Source organism: Hutsoniella sourekii ATCC 700629 (assembly GCF_000518205.1).
In the GTDB taxonomy this organism is placed as follows: domain Bacteria; phylum Bacillota; class Bacilli; order Lactobacillales; family Aerococcaceae; genus Hutsoniella; species Hutsoniella sourekii.
Genome location: NZ_JADD01000014.1, coordinates 47,377 through 65,150 on the forward strand (window position 1 = coordinate 47,377; position 17,774 = coordinate 65,150).

The window sequence follows — 17,774 nt, forward strand, 5'->3', positions numbered from 1 at the left end:
TTAAGGAAATCGACTCCTTTTCAATAAGATTTGACTTTTTTGACTTATTTATTAGATGATCAGGATTAGTATGACTATTTCAATCAATCATTTGAAACTATAAAATAGCTAGAATCATTATTTCGCGCAAAAGCAAGTGGCAAGAGCTAATTCTAGCACCATTTTACTCACTTAGGAAGGGGTCTTGATCATATTCAACCTCAACCAGATAGAGTCCCTGGGGTGGTGCCGTAGGGCCTGCTTCATTTCGATCTTGGACTTGTAGCAAGCGCGCTATCTCTGAAACCGGCTTGAGTCCATCACCAATTTGAAGCAGGGTGCCAACAATAATTCTCACCATGTTGTAGAGAAACCCTTCACCGTACAGTTCAAAGCATAATTCCTTATTAAGCGAATCCTCATAGACTTGCACCTCATATAGAGATCGCACCTTATCTTCCTTATCCGTCTTTGTGGAGCAAAAACTTGTAAAGTCATGGCGTCCAACCAGAAATTGAGCGGCCTCTTGCATTCGCTGTAAATCATAGCGGTAAGGATGGTGACAGGTATAAAGACGCTTAAACGGGTCTGGAAAAGCTTGGGTGTCAACCCGGTATCGGTAACGCTTAGCACGAGCTTGGTAGCGAGAGTGAAAATTGTCCTCTACCTGATTAGCCGCTATCACTCGGATATCATCCGGTAAAATACTATTCAACCCCTTCAGCAATCCCTGACTACTAATAGGCGCTGGATAATTAAAATGAACCACCTGACCCAGGGCATGAACGCCAGAATCAGTTCTTCCAGAGGCAGAAGTTGGAATATGCTCCCCTTTGTCTAGCTTAGCCATTAAAGACAAGGCACGCTCAAGAGCAGCTTGAATGGTCGGGCCATTTGGCTGAACCTGATAGCCAACATAACAACTGCCGTCGTATTGAATTTTTAAGGCGTATTTGGGCATAATCCCTCCTATAAAAACCAGCGAAGCATAACTAAAATAATAGTTAATACAATTAAGTAAGCTACAAAATAAAGATCGATTCGAGTAAAGTACAATTGACGATATTTTGTTCGCCCTTCAGCCCCACGGTACCCTCTAGCTTCCATCGCGACTGCCATTTCTTCAGCCCGATTAAAAGCACTAACAAATAGGGGAACCAAGATAGGCACAATGGCGCGTACTCGATCAATTAATGTACCCTGATCAAATTCTACGCCCCTAGCTCGTTGAGCATTCATTATTTTTTGCGCTTCATCCATCAGGGTAGGTACGTAGCGCAAGGCAATAGAAAGCATTAAGGCAATCTCATGAGCAGGAAATCCAATTTTTGCTAGAGGTCGCATTAAATGTTCCAATCCATCGGCTATTTCCAAGGGCGCCGTTGTTAAGGTCAATACCGTGGATGACATAATAATTAACAAAAGTCGCATAAAGATATAAGCCCCATTGATTAAACCCAAGGATGAAATCGAAAAAATACCCCAAGAAAAATAAGTAGTCCCACCTTGAGTAAACAGAACCTGAAATATCACCGTAAATAAAATCAACCAAATCATGGGTCTAATTCCCTGCAAGAAAAATTTAAGATCAATCTGACTTAGCTTAACCGCTAAAAATAGACTAAGTAATAATAATAAGTAAGCAGGCCAACTATTGGCAAGAAAGACAATTAGAATAAAGGCAAATATGCCAATTAACTTGGTTCGAGGATCAAGCTCATGGATCAATGAATTTAGAGGTATATACCGCCCTAGAATTAACTGATTATTCATCTGACAAACCTCCCTGCCATTCCCTTTTCAACTCAAGTAAGCGATCCGCTAACTGCGGTGCGTTTAAGACAGCTTCCTTTGGACAATGAATATTCAGCTGGTCCATAATCTCTTCATAATACTGCATAGCTAAAGGAAGAGTTAAATGTTTGGACCGTAGCCACTCAACATCACTAAAAACATCTTCAGGAGGACCGACCTTGACAGCTTGACCGGATTCCATCACAATGATTTGATCACTATATTGGGCGACATCTTCCATTTGATGGCTAACCAGAACTAAAGTCAATTGACGTTCCTTTTGCAAATTCATAAACATATCCATCATCTGCTTATGTCCTAGTGGGTCTAAACCGGCAGTGGGTTCGTCTAAGACTAAGACTTGTGGCTCGAGCGCTAAAACACCTGCAATCGCCACACGTCGCATCTGTCCACCGCTTAAATCAAAGGGAGACCGATCATAAAATCCTTCACTTAAGCCAACTAATTCAAGTTGTTTTCTAGCAATTTCTTCCGCTTCTTCTTCACTTGCGCCAAAATTTAAGGGACCAAACATCACGTCTTTCAAAACGGTTTCATCAAACAGTTGAGATTCAGGAAATTGAAAAACAACCCCCACTTGTTTACGTAGTTGCTTCAAGTCGGTCTCTTGGGAATCAGGGGTTACTAATCGATCTCCAATTTGGATGCGACCTTGGGTTGGCTTTAATAAAACATTCAAATGTTGGATGAGTGTCGACTTGCCAGATCCAGTGTGACCGATAATAGAGGTGACTTTACCCTTAGGTATATGAATACTTACATTATTTAAGGCATGGTGCTCAAAAGGGGAGCCCAAATTATAGGTATAACTTACTTGGTCAAATACGATGTCGTTATCCACTGGATCAACTCCTCTCTATCCATAAATTCTTCAGGGACAGCTATAGCCCGATCACTTAAGGCATCTTGCAAGCGTTTTGCAAATGGGACATCCAAACCAATCGAAATTAATTCCTCTCCCATTTGGAATATTTTTTCAGGTTTAGCTTGTTGCAAGACTCGACCTTGATTCATGACAAGTACCCGATCAGCTAGACTAGCCTCGTTTAGATCATGAGTGATTGAAAGAACCGTTAAATTATATCGTTCTTTGATCCTTTGAATAGCTTCAATAACTTCCAAGCGGCCCAAGGGATCCAACATTGCTGTTGCTTCATCTAAAATAATAACATCAGGACGTAAAGCAATTATGGAGGCCAAGGCTACTCGTTGTTTTTGTCCGCCTGATAAGTGTGCTGGCTCTCTTTTCTTGAATGAAGTCATATTAACTTCTTCAAGTGCTTCGTGAACGCGACGAATCATTTCTTCACGCTCAATGCCATTATTTTCGAGGCCAAAAGCTACGTCATCTTCGACCGTTGCACCCACAAATTGATTGTCGGGATTTTGAAAGACCATACCAACTGCCCGACGGACATCCCAGATAGTGTCTTCGCTTAGGGTCAACCCCTTTACTTCAATCCTACCTGATTCAGGAACTAGTAGACCATTGATGACTTTAGCTAAGGTTGATTTACCAGATCCATTGGGGCCGATAATAGCCACCCATTCGCCTTGATAGATTTCAAAATCTACCCCATTTAAAACGTGAACTGAGGTTTGAGGATACTGAAATTTTATGTTTTCACCTTTTACAATTATCTCACTCAAGCTAACTCCCCCTGACTTTTATACATAGGTAAGGCTACCATTAGACCTATTATAAGCGAATTCATTCCATAATGGGAAGAATAAGTCTTAGTGTCATGACACCCTTACCTATAAAAAAAAGCCCCTTAAAGATGTATGACCAAAGCGAGAGCCAAAAAGTTTTAAACTCTCGCTTTGGTTCAATAGAGCTAGACCTAGGATTTCCCAGATCGTAACGCTCTCCATCATAAAAGTGACCATCTATTAGCTTATACTAATTCTAAAATAACCATTTCTGCTGCATCGCCACGACGTGGACCTTTTTTGATGATGCGAGTATATCCACCATTACGGTCTGCGTAACGTTCGGCATAAGTGTTAAACACGCGGTCTAATACACTTTCAATAATTACTTCATCATCTTCAATGCGAGCATCTGCTAATTCTCTACGTAAGAAAGCTGCAGCTTTACGACGAGCAGATAAGTCTCCTTTTTTACCTAAGGTGATCATCTTGTCTACAAACTTACGTACTTCCTTAGCACGAGATTCTGTCGTTACAATACGTTCGTTAATGATTACATCAGTCGTTAAATCACGAAGCATTGCTTTACGTTGAGCGCTTGAACGACCTAATTTACGGTATGCCATCTATTCGTCCTCCTTTTTAATTAGTCGATTAGTTATCGTCTTTTAAACTTAATTCAAGTTCGTCTAACTTATTCTTAACTTCAGCTAATGACTTACGGCCTAAATTACGTACCTTCATCATTTCTGCTTCCGTCCGGTTAGTTAATTCCTGAACAGTATTAATACCTGCTCGCTTCAAGCAGTTGTATGAACGAACCGATAAGTCTAACTCTTCGATTGTCATCACTAATACTTTTTCTTTTTCAGCTTCCTCTTTTTCAACCATTATTTCTGCTTCACGGGTTTCTTCGTTAAGATCCACAAAGACATTTAAATGCTCGATCAGAATTTTTGAAGCTAAACTTAATGACTTCTCTGGAGCAATGGAGCCATCAGTCCATATATCCAAAGTTAATTTATCATAAATATTTTGCTGACCGATTCTAGTATTTTCAACTGTGTAGTTAACTTTCTTGATCGGTGTGTAAATTGAATCCACTGGAATAACACCAATTGGCATATCTTCATGCTTGTTGTATTCACTGCGAACATAACCACGTCCATTAGATACATTCATCTGCATCTTTAATTCAGCATCTTCAGCAATTGTACAAATATACAAATCGGGATTTAAAATTTGTACTTCGTTGTCATGAATAATATCTGCCGCTGTTACTTGTTTAGGGCCAGTAATATTTAACTCGACGATCTTATCTTCGTCAGTATGAAGTTTCAATGCAAGGTTCTTTAAATTTAATAATAGAGCCGTCACATCTTCTACTACCCCATCAATCGTAGCGAATTCATGTAATACACCTTCAATTTGAACACTTGTTACAGCTGCACCTGGTAATGAAGATAATAGAATACGACGTAATGAGTTTCCAAGGGTTGTTCCATAGCCACGCTCTAGTGGTTCAATAACAATTTTGCCATACTTTTCGTCATCGCTAACATCAATGGTGGTGATTTCTGGCTTTTCAATTTCGATCATTAAATTATTTCCCCTTTCAAAACGTATGTTCAATGATAACTCATAAGAACATCTGCAGCTTTAACAGCAACTATTATCATTAGACACGACGGCGTTTTGGTGGTCGACAACCATTGTGTGGGATTGGTGTAACGTCACGGATTGCTGTTACATCTAAACCTGTTGCCTGTAATGAACGAATTGCAGATTCACGACCTGAACCAGGACCTTTAACAGTTACTTCAACTGATTTCATTCCATGTTCCATCGCTCCCTTAGCAGCTACTTCTGCAGCCATTTGAGCAGCAAATGGAGTAGACTTTCTAGAACCCTTAAAACCAAGTGATCCTGCTGAAGACCATGCTACTGCATTACCAGCTTCATCAGTAATCATAACAATTGTGTTGTTGAAAGTAGAACGAATATGTGCAATGCCTCGTTCAATATTCTTTCTAACACGACGTTGTCTACGTTTTTGTTGTTTAGCCATTAACTTTTAACCTCCTTTTATTTAGAATTATCTAACTGGTTTTTTAGCACCTTTACGAGTACGGGCATTATTTTTAGTGTTTTGTCCACGCACTGGTAAGCTACGACGGTGACGCATACCACGGTATGATCCGATATCCATCAGACGTTTAATATCTAAGCTTACATCACGACGCAAGTCTCCTTCAACTTTGATTTCATTAACGACTTCACGAAGACGGTCTAATTCGTCGTTAGTTAAATCTTGAACACGGGTATTTTCATCTACATTTGCTTTTTGGCAAATTTGTTCGGCAGTTTTCTTACCAATTCCGTAGATATAAGTTAAAGAGATTACTACACGTTTGTTACGTGGAATATCAATTCCTGCTATACGAGCCATTTACTTCCCTCCTTTTAACCTTGACGTTGTTTATGTTTAGGATTCTTGCAAATTACCATTACTCGACCATTACGACGAATAACTTTGCAATGTTCACAGATAGGTTTTACTGATGCTCTAACTTTCATCTTATTCCTCCTTAAATTTGCAATGGACTTACTTAAAGCGATAGGTGATTCGCCCTTTAGACAAATCATAAGGAGACATTTCAACTGTTACTCTATCTCCTGGTAAAATGCGGATATAGTTCATACGAATCTTACCTGAAACATGCGCTAGAATTTCATGTCCATTCTCTAATTCAACATTAAACATGGCATTCGGTAATGTTTCCAGAACAGTACCTTCAACTTCGATTACATCATCTTTAGCCATCGGTCATTCCTCCTTCTATTTACCAGCAGATATCAATGCTTTGTTGCGGCGTAATATCATTATTCACCAATAACGTTGCGTACGTCACGATAAACATTTTCAATTGATTGTTCTCCATTAATTCTATGCAACAATCCAAGAGAATCATAATGTTCTAATATCGGACGAATGGAATCCATTTGTAATTGAATGCGGTGACCAACTTTTTCAGGTTTATCATCTTCACGCTGATAGAAGTCATGAGATCCACATGCATCACAAACACCTTCAACTTTAGGTGGGTTATACAATTTGTGATAAGTCGCACCACACTCAGAACACATAAAACGACCGCTTAGACGATCTTTTAGTGTATCTGGATCTACGTCAATATAGAATACATAATCTAGTTTACTATTTAATTTATCAAGATTACTATCTAATGCTTGCGCTTGTTCAATAGTACGTGGGTAGCCGTCTAGCATAAAGCCATTTTCAAGAACATCTTCATGCCCTAAACGTTCACGTACTAAACCATTTGTTATCTCATCTGGCACTAAATTTCCAGCATCGGTATATTTTTTAGCTTCTAATCCTAAAGGTGTCTTATCACTAATCGCTTGTCTAAAAATATCTCCCGTCGAGATATGAACAACGTGATAATCATTAGTAATTAATTCACTTTGAGTGCCTTTGCCTGCTCCAGGCAGTCCCATTAATAGAATATTCATTTCAAATCATTCCTTTTTCGTCATCTTAAAGGTATAGGAAACCTTTATAACGACGTCTTAACATTTGACCTTCAATTTGCTTCGCTGTTTCAATTCCAACACCAACCACAATTAGTAGACTGGTTCCACTTAAAGCCATAGATGTTGGTACTTTCCAAATCATGCCAGCCAAAATTGGTATGATGGCAATTAAGGTTAAGTATAAGGCACCAACAAAACTTAGACGGTTTATGGTTTTAGTTAAGAATACTTCTGTGTCGTTACCTGGTCGAACAGATGGAATATACCCACTCTGTTTTTGTAAGTTTTCAGCTACCTTTTCTGGATTCACTTGAATCAGTGAATAGAAATAAGTAAAGGCAATTAGTAACACAGTATAAAAAGCAACGCCAACAGGTGATTGTAAATTAAATACTTCCATGAAAAACTTCATGATCGGACCAGGATTTGAAGTGTCCATAAAGGCAAAAATGGTCTGAGGAAGTGTCATAAAGGACGTTGCAAAAATAACAGGAATTACACCAGCTGAATTAATTTTCAGTGGTAAATGAGCTACGTAACGTGAGCCAGAAACCTTCTTCGAGTAATGAATTGGAATCCGACGTTGGGCTTGCTCCATAATGACAACAATAATGATGCCAATAACAACCGCCAAGACTATTCCTGCAAAAATTATTAAATTACGATTAAATTGATCGCCACTTGCATTCAATAGTGATGACTTAACGTATCGATAAACATCTTGGGGTACTTGTGCGACAATACCTGCAAAAATTATCATGGATAAACCATTACCCACACCATTCCGTGTGATTTGCTCACCTAGCCAAACTAAAAACATGGTTCCAGCTGTTAAGATTAAAGCAATAATACTATAAGTTTGTAAACCTGGATTATTGACCAGTCCCAAACCTGCTAACTGGTTGAAACTAAACGCCATACCATAAGATTGAATAAATCCAATAATAATGGCTAAATAGGTAGTTGCTTGATTGAGCTTTCTTCGACCAACTTCCCCTTGATTCGCCCACTCGGTGAACGTTGGAATCAAGTCCATTTGAAGCAGTTGAACAATAATCGAAGCAGTAATATACGGAGAAACACCCATTGCAAAAATTGAAAAGCGTTGAAGAGCTCCTCCGCCAAATGTATTTAACAAACCAAGAATACCACTGTTTGAAATTGTTCGCAGTGCCTGAGCATTAACTCCAGGTACTGGTACATGAGATCCTAATCGAAAAATCGCTAGGATAAAAAAAGTGAACAATAAACTGCGACGAATACTTTTGTTTGTAAATGCATTCTTGATAAAGGTAAACATTAGATCACCTCTACTGAACCACCTGCATTGGTGATTGCTTCTTCCGCGCTCTTAGAGAATTTAGCTGCTTGAACAGTCAATTTCTTTTCTAAGTTACCTTCGCCTAAGATTTTAACACCTGATAATTCTTGTTTAATTACGCCAGTTTCCTTTAGTAAAGCTGGTGTAACAGTTGTTCCTTCTTCAAAACGGTTTAGCGTCTCTACATTAACAATTGCATATTCCTTACGGTTAATGTTTTTGAATCCACGTTTAGGTAAGCGACGATATAAAGGAGTTTGTCCCCCTTCAAAACCTAAGGCAACTTTACCGCCAGAACGTTGTTTCAATCCGCCTTCACCGCGTGCAGCAGTATGTCCGTATCCTGAACCTTGTCCACGACCAACACGTTTTCTTGCACGACGAGAACCTTCATTTGGTTTTAAGGAATGTAATTTCATTCTTAGCACCTCCTTATTTATTTAATTAAGCTTCTTTAACTTCCACTAAATGTTGGATACGATTAATCATACCGCGAATAGCTTCATTGTCTTCTTGTACGACAGTTTGGCCGATTTTGTTAAGTCCTAGAGACTTAGCAGTAGCGATTTGATTTTTTTGTCTTCCAATTAAGCTGCGTTTTAACTTGATTTCTAAGTTCGCCATTTAATTGTCCTCCTTATCCTAACAATTCTTCAACTGTTTTGCCACGCAAGGCAGCTACTTCTTCAGCTTCCTTCAATTGACGTAAACCATTAACAGTTGCAGTAATCATGTTGATTGGAGTGTTAGAACCTAAAGATTTACTTGTAATATCTTCAATTCCTGCTAGTTCTACAACCGCACGAACAGGTCCACCTGCTGCAACCCCTGAACCGGCTGCTGCTGGCTTAAGTAGTACCTTACCACCACAGAACTCACCAATCACATCGTGAGGGATAGTTGTCCCAGTTTTAGGTACAGCAATCATTTGCTTTTTAGCGTTGTCGACAGCTTTACGGATAGCTTCTGGAACTTCTTGAGCTTTACCAGTACCAAATCCAACATGTCCATTACGGTCTCCAACTACTACAAGAGCAGAGAAACGTAAGCGACGTCCACCTTTTACAACTTTTGTAACACGGTTAATCGCTACAACACGATCTTCAATTTCACCTAATGTATTTGGATCGATAAATTGCATTCTTGGTTATCCTCCTTCTTTTAGAATTCTAGGCCATTTTCACGTGCGCCTTCGGCTAAGGCTTGTACACGTCCATGGTATGCATATCCTCCACGGTCGAAAACAACTTTCTTGATATCTTTAGCAGTTGCACGGTCAGCAACTAATTTACCTACTGCATTAGCTTGTTCTTTCTTAGAACCACTAATACCTTCATCTAAACTTGAGGCACTCACTAGCGTCACACCCGCTACGTCATCAATAATTTGAGCGTAGATGTTTGTGTTTGAACGGAACACATTTAAGCGTGGGCACTCAGCAGTACCAGAAATTTTATTACGTAAACGATAATGACGTTTCTTGCGTAGTTTATTTTTGTCTGGTTTAGAAATCATCTTGTCACCTCTTTTTTATTATTTTAACGATTATTTACCAGTCTTACCTTCCTTACGGATAACATATTCATCAACATAGCGAATACCTTTTCCTTTGTAAGGTTCTGGTGGACGAACGCCTCTAATTGAAGCAGCTAGTTGTCCCACATTTTCCTTGTGGTAGCCTTCAACAATAATTTGCGTGTTAGATGGAACTTCTATTGTGGTTCCCTCTGCTTCTTCAAATTCAACTGGGTGAGATAGTCCAACGTTAAGAACTAACTTATTCCCTTGCTTTTGCGCACGATAACCAACCCCAACTAATTGAAGTTCTTTCTTGAATCCAGTCGATACACCCTCTACCATATTAGCTACTAGTGAACGAGTTGTACCATGGATAGAACGAGATTCCTTCTCATCGTTTGGGCGGGCAAATGTGATTTCATTATCTTCGATATTGAGTGAAATAATCGGGCTAATTTCGCGTGATAACTCACCCTTTGGACCTTTAACAGTAACTGTCTGTCCATCAACATCAACGGTTACTCCTGATGGTATTTCAAGTACTTTATTACCAATACGACTCACAGGACCGCACCTCCTTGTTTTATTTTAAATTAATTACCAAATATATGCTAGCACTTCGCCACCTAGATTTTGTTGGCGAGCTTGTTTGTCAGTTAGCAATCCGTGGGATGTAGAAATAATTGCAATTCCTAATCCATTAAGTACCTTAGGCACTTCATCAGACTTAGCATAGATACGTAAACCTGGTTTAGAGATACGTTTTAAGCCAGTGATTACTTTTTCATCATTACGGCCATATTTTAGTTGAATAGTAATAACATTTTGTTTGTTATCTTCTTCAACTTCATAACCTTTAATAAAGCCTTCTTCTTTTAGAATTTGAGCAATTGCTTCTTTCATCTTAGAAGATGGAGCGGATACAGATGCATGTGACTGAGCATTCGCATTACGAATACGTGTCAAGAAATCTGCGATTGGATCTGTCATAACCATGTTTTTACCTCCTTATTCTAACTCTCTTTATTATTACCAGCTTGCTTTTTTCACGCCTGGAATTTGGCCTTTGTAAGCTAGTTCACGGAAGCAAACACGGCACAGTCTGAATTTGCGATAAACTGAATGTGGACGTCCACAACGTTCACAACGAGTGTACTCACGTACTTGATATTTCTGCTTACGCTTATTTTTTTCGATCATAGATTTTCTAGCCAATTTATTCGCCTCCTTCTATTATTTTCTAAATGGCATACCTAACTCAGTAAGTAAGGCACGAGATTCTTCGTCTGTATTAGCTGATGTTACGATAACAATGTCCATACCACGTACTTTATCAACATCATCATAGCTAATTTCAGGGAAGATTAATTGTTCTTTAACACCTAAAGTGTAGTTACCACGTCCGTCAAATGAGCGGTTGCTAATCCCTTGGAAGTCACGAACACGTGGAAGAGATACTGTAATTAGTTTGTCTAGGAAATCGTACATTCTTTGACCACGTAAGGTAACTTTTGCTCCGATTGGCATTCCTTCACGTAGACGGAAACCAGCGATAGATTTCTTCGCTTTAGTGATGATTGGTTTCTGTCCTGAAAGTAATGTCAATTCATCAACAGCTTTGTCAAGATTTTTAGCATTAGATACTGCATCACCGACACCCATGTTGATTACAATCTTTTCTACTTTTGGTACTTGCATGACTGAAGAGTAGTTAAATTGTTCAACTAATTTTGGTGTTACTTCGTTAACAAATTTTTCTTTTAAACGGTTTTCCATTTATTATTGGCCTCCTTCCACTAATTAGTTAATTGTTTCGTTTGATTTTTTGCTGAAACGAACTTTTTTGCCATCTTCAACACGGTAACCCACTTTTGTGGCTTGGCCGCTAGCATCTACTAATTGAACATTAGATACATGGATGGGAGCTTCAAATTCTTCAATTCCACCCGTAGACATTTGTGTTGGTTTTTGATGACGTTTGTTAATGTTAACCCCTTCAACTACCACACGGTCTTGTTTAGGTAAAGTTTTAAGAACTGTTCCTTCTTGACCTTTATCTTTACCAGCAATGACTTTTACTTTATCGCCTGCTTTAATACGCATTTATAATTACCTCCTTCGTTGCTTGTTATATTAGAGAACTTCTGGAGCTAATGAAACAATACGCATGAAATTGTTGTCACGCAATTCACGTGCAACAGGTCCGAAGATACGTGTACCACGAGGTGTGTTATCATCACGGATAATTACACATGCATTTTCGTCAAATTTAATATATGACCCATCGTTTCGGCGAGCTCCTGATTTTGATCTTACGATAACTGCTTTAACAACTTCACCTTTTTTGACAACTCCACCAGGCGTTGCTTGTTTAACCGTTGCTACAATGATATCTCCGATGTTAGCTGTCTTGCGACCTGATCCGCCTAAGACTTTAATAGTTAGAACTTCACGTGCACCAGAATTGTCTGCAACTTTTAATCGACTTTCTTGTTGAATCATCTCTTGGATATCCTCCTTCCGATTATACTTGAGCTATTAGATAATAATTGCTTCTTCAACGATATCTAATAGGCGGAAGCGTTTCGTTTTTGATAATGGACGTGTTTCCATAATTGTTACGATATCGCCTTCTTTTGCACGGTTATTTTCATCATGTGCAACATATTTCTTAGAGTATTTTACTCGTTTAGCATATTTTTTATGGGTTTTACGTGTTTCAACTACAACAATAATCGTTTTATCATTTTTGTCTGAAACTACGCGTCCACGGTAAACTTTACGTTCATTACGTTCTGTCATTTAATTTGCCTCCTTTGCCTTATTGTTCAGTCAATTCTTGTTCGCGTAAGACTGTTTTAATACGAGCAATCGTTTTACGTACTTGACGTAAACGGGCAGTGTTTTCTAATTGTCCGGTTGCCAATTGGAATCGAAGGTTGAATAATTCTTTCTTATATTCTTTTTCTTTCTCAACCATTTCAGCAGTGGATAATTCTCTAATCTCTTTAATTTGCATTCGATTCACCACCATATTCTTCACGTTTTACAAACTTAGTTTTGACAGGTAATTTGTGAGAAGCTAGACGGAAAGCTTCGCGTGCTACTTCTTCAGGAACCCCATCAATTTCAAACATAATTTTACCACGTTTTACAGGTGCTACCCAGCCTTCTGGAGCCCCTTTACCTGAACCCATCCGAACACCAATTGGTTTAGATGTGTATGATTTGTGAGGGAAGATTTTAATCCATACTTTCCCTCCACGCTTCATGTAACGTGTCATAGCAATACGAGCAGCTTCAATTTGACGGTTAGTGATCCATGAAGACTCGATTGCTCTTAAACCATAAGATCCAAAATCAACATTCTTGCCACCTTTTGCTTCTCCGCGCATGTTACCACGGAATTCACGACGGTGTTTTACACGTTTAGGTACTAACATTGATTAGTTCCCTCCTCTCTGAGTATTGTCAACTTCAGGAAGAATTTCTCCACGACAAATCCAAACTTTAACTCCTAATTTACCGTATTGAGTATCTGCTTCTTCCCAAGCATAATCGATATCTGCACGTAGGGTATGTAGCGGAACAGTTCCTTCACTATAGTGTTCTGTACGCGCCATATCTGCACCGTTTAGACGTCCAGATACTTGTGTTTTGATTCCTTGTGCGCCAGCACGCATAACACGTTGGATGGCTTGTTTTTGTGCACGACGGAAAGCTACACGGTTTTCTAATTGTTGAGCGATGTCTTCTGCTACTAATTTAGCATCCAAGTTAGGCTCTTTGATTTCAACGATATTAATATGAACTTTCTTACCAGTTAATTTTGTTAAATCTGCACGTAAGGCATCTACTTCTGATCCACCTTTACCGATTACCATACCTGGTTTAGCTGTGTGAACTGATACGATCACTCGGTTAGAGGCACGTTCGATGACAATGTTTGATACAGAGGCTTCAGAAAGTTTCTTAGCAATGTGCTCACGAATTTTTAAATCTTCGTGTAAATAGTCTGCATATTGGTTTTCAGCATACCATTTAGCATCCCAATCACGGATGATGCCAACACGCATTCCGATCGGATTTACTTTTTGACCCATTAATTACGCCTCCTCTTTTTCTGATACCACAACGGTGATGTGGCTTGTACGTTTATTAATTGGTGAAGCTGAACCACGAGCACGTGGACGGTAACGTTTCATTGTTGGTCCTTCGTTAACGTAAGCTTCACTAACGTATAAATTCTCTAAATCTAAATCATAATTATGTTCAGCATTAGCGATTGCTGACATAAGTACTTTTTCAACAACTGGAGAGCCAGCTTTTGGTGTGAATTTCAAGATTGAAATTGCTTCACCAATCTTTTTGCCTCTAATTAAATCGACTACTAAACGAGCCTTACGAGGGGCAATACGAACTGTCTTAGCTGTTGCTTTTGCTGATGTAATTTGTTCTGACATTTGCATTCCCTCCTTAATTAGCGTTTGCTAGTTTTCTTATCGTCTTTAGTATGTCCACGGTAAGTACGAGTTGGAACGAATTCTCCTAACTTATGTCCTACCATATCTTCTTGAATATATACTGGAACATGTTTGCGTCCATCGTATACTGCAATCGTCAAACCGATAAAGTTAGGGAAGATTGTTGAACGACGAGACCATGTCTTAATCACTTGTTTTTTCGGAGCCTCTGCTTGTTCTTGAACTTTCTTCATTAAGTGTTCATCGATAAAAGGTCCTTTTTTCAAACTACGAGCCACTGTGTAGCCTCCCTTCGTAATACTAGTAGGTTATTTATTAACGCTTCGTACGACGTCCGCGTACAATTAATTTGCTTGATTTCTTCTTCTTGTTTCTTGTCTTTAGACCAAGAGTCTTCTTACCCCATGGAGATACAGGTGAAGGACGACCAATTGGTGCTCTACCTTCCCCACCACCGTGTGGGTGATCATTAGGGTTCATAACAGATCCACGAACAGTTGGACGTTTAGATAACCAACGAGAACGACCTGCTTTACCGATGTTAATCAATTCGTGTTGCTCATTACCAACAGTACCGACTGTAGCGCGGCATGTAGATAAGATCATACGAACTTCACCAGATGCTAGACGAACTAAAGTGTACTTACCTTCATGTCCTAAGACTTGTGCGCCTGTTCCTGCTGAACGAACTAGTTGGCCACCTTTACCAGGTTTTAATTCAATGTTGTGAACAACAGTACCCACTGGGATATTTGCTAGAGGTAGGGCATTTCCTACTTTAATATCCGCTTGAGGTCCTGATTCAACTTTTTGACCTACTTTAAGTCCGCGTGGTGCTAAGATGTAAGTTTTAACCCCATCTTCATAGTTGACTAAAGCAATATTAGCTGAACGGTTTGGATCATATTCGATCGTCTTAACTGTTCCAATAACATTATCTTTATTACGCTTAAAGTCGATGATACGGTAATGACGTTTGTGTCCACCACCTTTGTGACGTACTGTGATTTTACCTTGGCTATTACGACCAGCTTTTTGCTTTTTAGAAGCTAGTAATGATTTCTCAGGGGTTTTCGTTGTGATTTCTGAGAAGTCATAACCGGTCATATTACGGCGGCCATTAGTAGTTGGCTTGTAATGTTTAATTGCCACAGATAATCCCTCCTAATTCTTTGAATTTTCTTTTTTATTCAGCGTCTGCAAATAACTGAATATCAGCAGAAGCTTCTGTTAATGTGATGATTGCTTTTTTGTATTTACGAGTGTAGCCACCGTAGCGACCCATACGTTTGAACTTGCCATCAACATTGATTGTGTTAACTTTAGCAACTTCAACGCCTTCAAACATTGCTTCTACAGCTTGTTTGATTAGGTTCTTGTTAGCGCGACGGTCAACTTCAAAGGTATATTTTTTAGCATCTAAGTCGTTCATTGATTGCTCAGTAATAACTGGGCGTAAGATTACTTCAGAAAATTCCATTATGCTAAAGCCTCCTCTACTGTTGATAAGGCATTTTGAGTAATTAGGACTTTATCATAGCCAACAACGTCCAATACGTTAACATTCTTTTCGTCGATTACTTTAACGTTTGGTAAGTTACGTGCTGATAGGAAAACATTGTCGTTATCCATCTCTAGAACTACTAATACCTTTTGATCAATTGATAGGTTTTCAAGAACTGATTTGAATTCTTTAGTTCTTGGTGCATCGAAAGCTAGGCTATCTACTACTACAAAGTCGCCCTCTTGGACTTTTTGTGATAGTGCTGATGTTAGAGCTAAACGACGTACTTTTTTCGGTAATTTATAACTGTATGAACGAGGAGTTGGTCCGAAGACAACGCCACCGCCAACCCATTGTGGTGAACGGATTGATCCTTGACGAGCACGTCCAGTCCCTTTTTGTCTCCAAGGCTTGCGTCCGCCTCCACGACGTTCAGATCTGTTTTTCACCTTGTGAGTACCTTGACGCATTGAAGCGCGTTGCATAATCACGGCATCGAAGATAACAGATTCATTAGGCTCTACTCCAAAGACTGCATCGTTTAGTTCAATTTCGCCAGCGTTTGAACCATCTTGTTTAAATAATGTAACTTTTGCCATTCTCTCGTTCCTCCCTTCGTAGATAATTTAATTAATTGTTTTTGATTGCTGATTTGATTTCAACTAAAGATTTCTTAGAACCTGGTACGTTCCCTTTAATTAGGATTGCGTTATTTTCAGGTTGAACAGCAACTATTTCAAGGTTTTGAATAGTTACTTGGCCACCACCCATTTGTCCAGGTAAGTTCTTACCTTTATGTACTCGAGATGGTGTTGCTGCCATCGCCATCGCTCCAGGCCCTCTATGGTAACGAGAACCGTGAGCCATTGGCCCGCGTGATTGTCCGTGGCGTTTAATTGCCCCTTGGAAACCTTTACCTTTTGATGTACCAGTTACATCAACGATGTCACCAGCTTCGAAAGTTTCAACTGTGATTTCTTGTCCTACTTCATATTCTCCTAGCTCAACATTACGAAACTCGCGAATGAAGCGCTTAGGAGTAGCATTTGCTTTTGCTACATGACCTTTGTGGGGTTTGTTAGCTAATACTTCACGTTTATCTTGGTAACCCAACTGAACAGCTTCATAGCCGTCAGTTTCATTTGTTTTAACTTGTAAAACAACATTTGGAGTTGCTTCGATAACTGTTACTGGAATTAATTCACCAGCTTCAGTGAAGTACTGAGTCATCCCAACTTTTTTTCCTAAGATTCCTTTGGTCATGGTACACCTCCGTTTTTATTATTTTTTATAATTTAATTTCTACGTCAACACCACTTGGTAAGTCTAATTTCATTAGGGCATCTACTGTTTGAGCAGTTGGCTCTAAAATATCGATTAGACGTTTGTGGGTACGCATTTCGAATTGTTCACGTGAATCTTTATATTTATGCGGTGAACGGATAATTGTATAAACTGAACGGTCTGTTGGTAATGGAATTGGACCGGCAGTCTTAGCTCCTGTTCTTTGTGCTGATTCAACGATCTTGTTTGCTGAAACATCTAGAGCACGGTGCTCATATGCTTTCAAGCGAATACGAATTTTTTGTTTTGCCATTTTGTTTCCTCCTTCGTCAAATTTATAATTGACTAGCTCCGCAAGAATTACCGACAGCTAATCTCTGGCAACTCATCCTAGCGTGTCGCAACCTCTCACTTCATCGCTATGGCCTTTCTCTCGGCCTCAGTGTCGTCAGATAGATAAATCTCTAATTGACACAACGATTATTATAAGGGAAACACTTAGGAGAATCAAGCTTTTTAAGGACTAAAATCTTAAAAATTAAATAAGATATCGTTTTCTTTTTATTAGATGAATTGCAATAATTATTGCGACAAAAAATCATTCTAACTGAACAAGTTCGTGCATGAATACCTCAAAGGGCGTCTTAAAATTTAAACACTT

33 protein-coding genes are annotated in these 17,774 nt (G+C 39.1%); all 33 read right to left on the bottom strand.

Annotated elements, in window-relative coordinates; genetic code table 11:
* Nucleotides 1-163: 163 nt before the first annotated feature.
* The 33 genes from truA to rpsJ all read right to left on the bottom strand — a co-directional run bounded on the left by truA (nt 164) and on the right by rpsJ (nt 17,426).
* The gene (gene truA / locus T408_RS0104055) at nt 164-940 is read right to left on the bottom strand and encodes a tRNA pseudouridine(38-40) synthase TruA (RefSeq protein WP_028118814.1); all 777 of its coding nucleotides are present in this window, start codon (nt 938-940) and stop codon (nt 164-166) included.
* Nucleotides 941-948: 8 nt separating this feature from the next.
* A complete protein-coding gene (locus T408_RS0104060; RefSeq protein ID WP_028118815.1) occupies nt 949-1,752 on the bottom strand; it encodes an energy-coupling factor transporter transmembrane component T family protein in 804 nt (267 codons plus the stop codon).
* Nucleotides 1,745-2,635: an energy-coupling factor ABC transporter ATP-binding protein gene (locus T408_RS0104065; protein ID WP_028118816.1), complete on the bottom strand. Its 891-nt coding sequence runs from the start codon at nt 2,633-2,635 to the stop codon at nt 1,745-1,747. The genes T408_RS0104060 and T408_RS0104065 overlap by 8 nt, the downstream gene beginning before the upstream one ends.
* Complete coding sequence (locus tag T408_RS0104070; protein ID WP_028118817.1) at nt 2,605-3,444, bottom strand: energy-coupling factor ABC transporter ATP-binding protein; 840 nt, start codon at nt 3,442-3,444, stop codon at nt 2,605-2,607. The genes T408_RS0104065 and T408_RS0104070 overlap by 31 nt, the downstream gene beginning before the upstream one ends.
* 248 nt (nt 3,445-3,692) lie before the next feature.
* Nucleotides 3,693-4,073 (bottom strand): 50S ribosomal protein L17, encoded by a 381-nt coding sequence (rplQ, locus tag T408_RS0104075; RefSeq protein ID WP_028118818.1) that lies wholly within the window; start codon nt 4,071-4,073, stop codon nt 3,693-3,695.
* 28 nt (nt 4,074-4,101) lie between these two features.
* A complete protein-coding gene (locus T408_RS0104080; protein WP_028118819.1) occupies nt 4,102-5,046 on the bottom strand; it encodes a DNA-directed RNA polymerase subunit alpha in 945 nt (314 codons plus the stop codon).
* 79 nt (nt 5,047-5,125) lie between these two features.
* Entirely contained in the window at nt 5,126-5,515 is a 390-nt protein-coding gene (gene rpsK, locus T408_RS0104085; protein WP_028118820.1) for a 30S ribosomal protein S11, read from the bottom strand.
* Nucleotides 5,516-5,542: 27 nt separating this feature from the next.
* The gene (gene rpsM, locus T408_RS0104090) at nt 5,543-5,896 is read right to left on the bottom strand and encodes a 30S ribosomal protein S13 (RefSeq protein ID WP_028118821.1); all 354 of its coding nucleotides are present in this window, start codon (nt 5,894-5,896) and stop codon (nt 5,543-5,545) included.
* Nucleotides 5,897-5,910: 14 nt separating this feature from the next.
* Nucleotides 5,911-6,024: a 50S ribosomal protein L36 gene (gene rpmJ, locus T408_RS0104095; protein ID WP_028118822.1), complete on the bottom strand. Its 114-nt coding sequence runs from the start codon at nt 6,022-6,024 to the stop codon at nt 5,911-5,913.
* 28 nt (nt 6,025-6,052) lie between these two features.
* The gene (gene infA, locus T408_RS0104100) at nt 6,053-6,271 is read right to left on the bottom strand and encodes a translation initiation factor IF-1 (protein WP_028118823.1); all 219 of its coding nucleotides are present in this window, start codon (nt 6,269-6,271) and stop codon (nt 6,053-6,055) included.
* 59 nt (nt 6,272-6,330) lie between these two features.
* Complete coding sequence (locus T408_RS0104105) at nt 6,331-6,981, bottom strand: adenylate kinase (RefSeq protein WP_028118824.1); 651 nt, start codon at nt 6,979-6,981, stop codon at nt 6,331-6,333.
* A 25-nt stretch (nt 6,982-7,006) separates the two neighbouring features.
* Nucleotides 7,007-8,302: a preprotein translocase subunit SecY gene (gene secY, locus T408_RS0104110; protein WP_028118825.1), complete on the bottom strand. Its 1,296-nt coding sequence runs from the start codon at nt 8,300-8,302 to the stop codon at nt 7,007-7,009.
* Nucleotides 8,302-8,742, bottom strand: a complete 441-nt coding sequence (rplO, locus tag T408_RS0104115; protein WP_028118826.1) for a 50S ribosomal protein L15 — start codon at nt 8,740-8,742, stop codon at nt 8,302-8,304. Before rplO ends, secY begins: the two co-directional genes overlap by 1 nt.
* 25 nt (nt 8,743-8,767) lie before the next feature.
* On the bottom strand, nt 8,768-8,947 hold the full coding sequence (gene rpmD, locus T408_RS0104120) for a 50S ribosomal protein L30 (RefSeq protein ID WP_028118827.1): 180 nt from the start codon (nt 8,945-8,947) through the stop codon (nt 8,768-8,770).
* Nucleotides 8,948-8,960: 13 nt separating this feature from the next.
* Nucleotides 8,961-9,464 carry a 30S ribosomal protein S5 gene (rpsE, locus tag T408_RS0104125; protein ID WP_028118828.1) on the bottom strand — a complete coding sequence of 168 codons (504 nt, stop codon included), beginning with the start codon at nt 9,462-9,464 and terminating at the stop codon, nt 8,961-8,963.
* Between the two features lie 20 nt (nt 9,465-9,484).
* Entirely contained in the window at nt 9,485-9,838 is a 354-nt protein-coding gene (rplR, locus tag T408_RS0104130; RefSeq protein WP_028118829.1) for a 50S ribosomal protein L18, read from the bottom strand.
* 30 nt (nt 9,839-9,868) lie between these two features.
* Nucleotides 9,869-10,405, bottom strand: a complete 537-nt coding sequence (gene rplF / locus T408_RS0104135; RefSeq protein WP_028118830.1) for a 50S ribosomal protein L6 — start codon at nt 10,403-10,405, stop codon at nt 9,869-9,871.
* A 33-nt stretch (nt 10,406-10,438) separates the two neighbouring features.
* The gene (gene rpsH, locus T408_RS0104140; protein WP_028118831.1) at nt 10,439-10,837 is read right to left on the bottom strand and encodes a 30S ribosomal protein S8; all 399 of its coding nucleotides are present in this window, start codon (nt 10,835-10,837) and stop codon (nt 10,439-10,441) included.
* 33 nt (nt 10,838-10,870) lie between these two features.
* A complete protein-coding gene (locus T408_RS11955) occupies nt 10,871-11,056 on the bottom strand; it encodes a type Z 30S ribosomal protein S14 (protein ID WP_084543899.1) in 186 nt (61 codons plus the stop codon).
* Nucleotides 11,057-11,074: 18 nt separating this feature from the next.
* On the bottom strand, nt 11,075-11,617 hold the full coding sequence (rplE, locus tag T408_RS0104145; protein WP_028118832.1) for a 50S ribosomal protein L5: 543 nt from the start codon (nt 11,615-11,617) through the stop codon (nt 11,075-11,077).
* A 24-nt stretch (nt 11,618-11,641) separates the two neighbouring features.
* Nucleotides 11,642-11,944 carry a 50S ribosomal protein L24 gene (gene rplX / locus T408_RS0104150; RefSeq protein ID WP_028118833.1) on the bottom strand — a complete coding sequence of 101 codons (303 nt, stop codon included), beginning with the start codon at nt 11,942-11,944 and terminating at the stop codon, nt 11,642-11,644.
* A gap of 30 nt (nt 11,945-11,974) precedes the next feature.
* Nucleotides 11,975-12,343: a 50S ribosomal protein L14 gene (gene rplN / locus T408_RS0104155; protein WP_028118834.1), complete on the bottom strand. Its 369-nt coding sequence runs from the start codon at nt 12,341-12,343 to the stop codon at nt 11,975-11,977.
* Between the two features lie 36 nt (nt 12,344-12,379).
* Nucleotides 12,380-12,643: a 30S ribosomal protein S17 gene (gene rpsQ, locus T408_RS0104160; protein WP_028118835.1), complete on the bottom strand. Its 264-nt coding sequence runs from the start codon at nt 12,641-12,643 to the stop codon at nt 12,380-12,382.
* Between the two features lie 19 nt (nt 12,644-12,662).
* Complete coding sequence (gene rpmC, locus T408_RS0104165; protein ID WP_028118836.1) at nt 12,663-12,860, bottom strand: 50S ribosomal protein L29; 198 nt, start codon at nt 12,858-12,860, stop codon at nt 12,663-12,665.
* Complete coding sequence (rplP, locus tag T408_RS0104170; protein ID WP_028118837.1) at nt 12,850-13,284, bottom strand: 50S ribosomal protein L16; 435 nt, start codon at nt 13,282-13,284, stop codon at nt 12,850-12,852. The genes rpmC and rplP overlap by 11 nt, the downstream gene beginning before the upstream one ends.
* Nucleotides 13,285-13,287: 3 nt before the next feature.
* Nucleotides 13,288-13,944 carry a 30S ribosomal protein S3 gene (rpsC, locus tag T408_RS0104175; protein ID WP_028118838.1) on the bottom strand — a complete coding sequence of 219 codons (657 nt, stop codon included), beginning with the start codon at nt 13,942-13,944 and terminating at the stop codon, nt 13,288-13,290.
* A 3-nt stretch (nt 13,945-13,947) separates the two neighbouring features.
* Nucleotides 13,948-14,304, bottom strand: a complete 357-nt coding sequence (rplV, locus tag T408_RS0104180; protein WP_028118839.1) for a 50S ribosomal protein L22 — start codon at nt 14,302-14,304, stop codon at nt 13,948-13,950.
* 17 nt (nt 14,305-14,321) lie between these two features.
* Nucleotides 14,322-14,603, bottom strand: coding sequence for a 30S ribosomal protein S19 (rpsS, locus tag T408_RS0104185; protein WP_028118840.1), 282 nt, complete (start codon nt 14,601-14,603; stop codon nt 14,322-14,324).
* A gap of 37 nt (nt 14,604-14,640) precedes the next feature.
* Complete coding sequence (rplB, locus tag T408_RS0104190; RefSeq protein ID WP_028118841.1) at nt 14,641-15,477, bottom strand: 50S ribosomal protein L2; 837 nt, start codon at nt 15,475-15,477, stop codon at nt 14,641-14,643.
* A gap of 34 nt (nt 15,478-15,511) precedes the next feature.
* Nucleotides 15,512-15,805: a 50S ribosomal protein L23 gene (rplW, locus tag T408_RS0104195; RefSeq protein WP_028118842.1), complete on the bottom strand. Its 294-nt coding sequence runs from the start codon at nt 15,803-15,805 to the stop codon at nt 15,512-15,514.
* The gene (rplD, locus tag T408_RS0104200) at nt 15,805-16,428 is read right to left on the bottom strand and encodes a 50S ribosomal protein L4 (protein ID WP_028118843.1); all 624 of its coding nucleotides are present in this window, start codon (nt 16,426-16,428) and stop codon (nt 15,805-15,807) included. The genes rplW and rplD overlap by 1 nt, the downstream gene beginning before the upstream one ends.
* 31 nt (nt 16,429-16,459) lie before the next feature.
* Entirely contained in the window at nt 16,460-17,092 is a 633-nt protein-coding gene (rplC, locus tag T408_RS0104205; protein ID WP_028118844.1) for a 50S ribosomal protein L3, read from the bottom strand.
* Between the two features lie 25 nt (nt 17,093-17,117).
* Nucleotides 17,118-17,426 carry a 30S ribosomal protein S10 gene (rpsJ, locus tag T408_RS0104210; protein ID WP_028118845.1) on the bottom strand — a complete coding sequence of 103 codons (309 nt, stop codon included), beginning with the start codon at nt 17,424-17,426 and terminating at the stop codon, nt 17,118-17,120.
* Nucleotides 17,427-17,774 lie beyond the last annotated feature (348 nt).

Coding starts and splice junctions, on each gene's coding strand:
- T408_RS0104080 (WP_028118819.1), bottom strand. CDS start 5,046: ATGATCGAAATTGAAAAGCCAGAAATCACCACCATTGATGTTAGCGAT.
- rplN (WP_028118834.1), bottom strand. CDS start 12,343: ATGATTCAACAAGAAAGTCGATTAAAAGTTGCAGACAATTCTGGTGCA.
- rpsJ (WP_028118845.1), bottom strand. CDS start 17,426: ATGGCAAAACAAAAAATTCGTATTCGCTTGAAAGCATATGAGCACCGT.
- infA (WP_028118823.1), bottom strand. CDS start 6,271: ATGGCTAAAGATGATGTAATCGAAGTTGAAGGTACTGTTCTGGAAACA.
- secY (WP_028118825.1), bottom strand. CDS start 8,302: ATGTTTACCTTTATCAAGAATGCATTTACAAACAAAAGTATTCGTCGC.
- rplD (WP_028118843.1), bottom strand. CDS start 16,428: ATGGCAAAAGTTACATTATTTAAACAAGATGGTTCAAACGCTGGCGAA.
- rpsH (WP_028118831.1), bottom strand. CDS start 10,837: ATGGTTATGACAGATCCAATCGCAGATTTCTTGACACGTATTCGTAAT.
- rpmJ (WP_028118822.1), bottom strand. CDS start 6,024: ATGAAAGTTAGAGCATCAGTAAAACCTATCTGTGAACATTGCAAAGTT.
- rpsQ (WP_028118835.1), bottom strand. CDS start 12,643: ATGACAGAACGTAATGAACGTAAAGTTTACCGTGGACGCGTAGTTTCA.
- rplO (WP_028118826.1), bottom strand. CDS start 8,742: ATGAAATTACATTCCTTAAAACCAAATGAAGGTTCTCGTCGTGCAAGA.
- rplR (WP_028118829.1), bottom strand. CDS start 9,838: ATGATTTCTAAACCAGACAAAAATAAACTACGCAAGAAACGTCATTAT.
- rplP (WP_028118837.1), bottom strand. CDS start 13,284: ATGTTAGTACCTAAACGTGTAAAACACCGTCGTGAATTCCGTGGTAAC.
- rplV (WP_028118839.1), bottom strand. CDS start 14,304: ATGTCAGAACAAATTACATCAGCAAAAGCAACAGCTAAGACAGTTCGT.
- rpsC (WP_028118838.1), bottom strand. CDS start 13,944: ATGGGTCAAAAAGTAAATCCGATCGGAATGCGTGTTGGCATCATCCGT.
- truA (WP_028118814.1), bottom strand. CDS start 940: ATGCCCAAATACGCCTTAAAAATTCAATACGACGGCAGTTGTTATGTT.
- T408_RS0104105 (WP_028118824.1), bottom strand. CDS start 6,981: ATGAATATTCTATTAATGGGACTGCCTGGAGCAGGCAAAGGCACTCAA.
- rpsE (WP_028118828.1), bottom strand. CDS start 9,464: ATGCAATTTATCGATCCAAATACATTAGGTGAAATTGAAGATCGTGTT.
- rpmD (WP_028118827.1), bottom strand. CDS start 8,947: ATGGCGAACTTAGAAATCAAGTTAAAACGCAGCTTAATTGGAAGACAA.
- rpsK (WP_028118820.1), bottom strand. CDS start 5,515: ATGGCTAAACAACAAAAACGTAGACAACGTCGTGTTAGAAAGAATATT.
- rplC (WP_028118844.1), bottom strand. CDS start 17,092: ATGACCAAAGGAATCTTAGGAAAAAAAGTTGGGATGACTCAGTACTTC.
- rplW (WP_028118842.1), bottom strand. CDS start 15,805: ATGGAATTTTCTGAAGTAATCTTACGCCCAGTTATTACTGAGCAATCA.
- T408_RS0104060 (WP_028118815.1), bottom strand. CDS start 1,752: ATGAATAATCAGTTAATTCTAGGGCGGTATATACCTCTAAATTCATTG.
- rplE (WP_028118832.1), bottom strand. CDS start 11,617: ATGGAAAACCGTTTAAAAGAAAAATTTGTTAACGAAGTAACACCAAAA.
- rplX (WP_028118833.1), bottom strand. CDS start 11,944: ATGCGTATTAAAGCAGGCGATAAAGTAAAAGTCATTGCTGGTAAAGAT.
- rpsM (WP_028118821.1), bottom strand. CDS start 5,896: ATGGCTCGTATAGCAGGAATTGATATTCCACGTAACAAACGTGTAGTA.
- rpmC (WP_028118836.1), bottom strand. CDS start 12,860: ATGCAAATTAAAGAGATTAGAGAATTATCCACTGCTGAAATGGTTGAG.
- rplQ (WP_028118818.1), bottom strand. CDS start 4,073: ATGGCATACCGTAAATTAGGTCGTTCAAGCGCTCAACGTAAAGCAATG.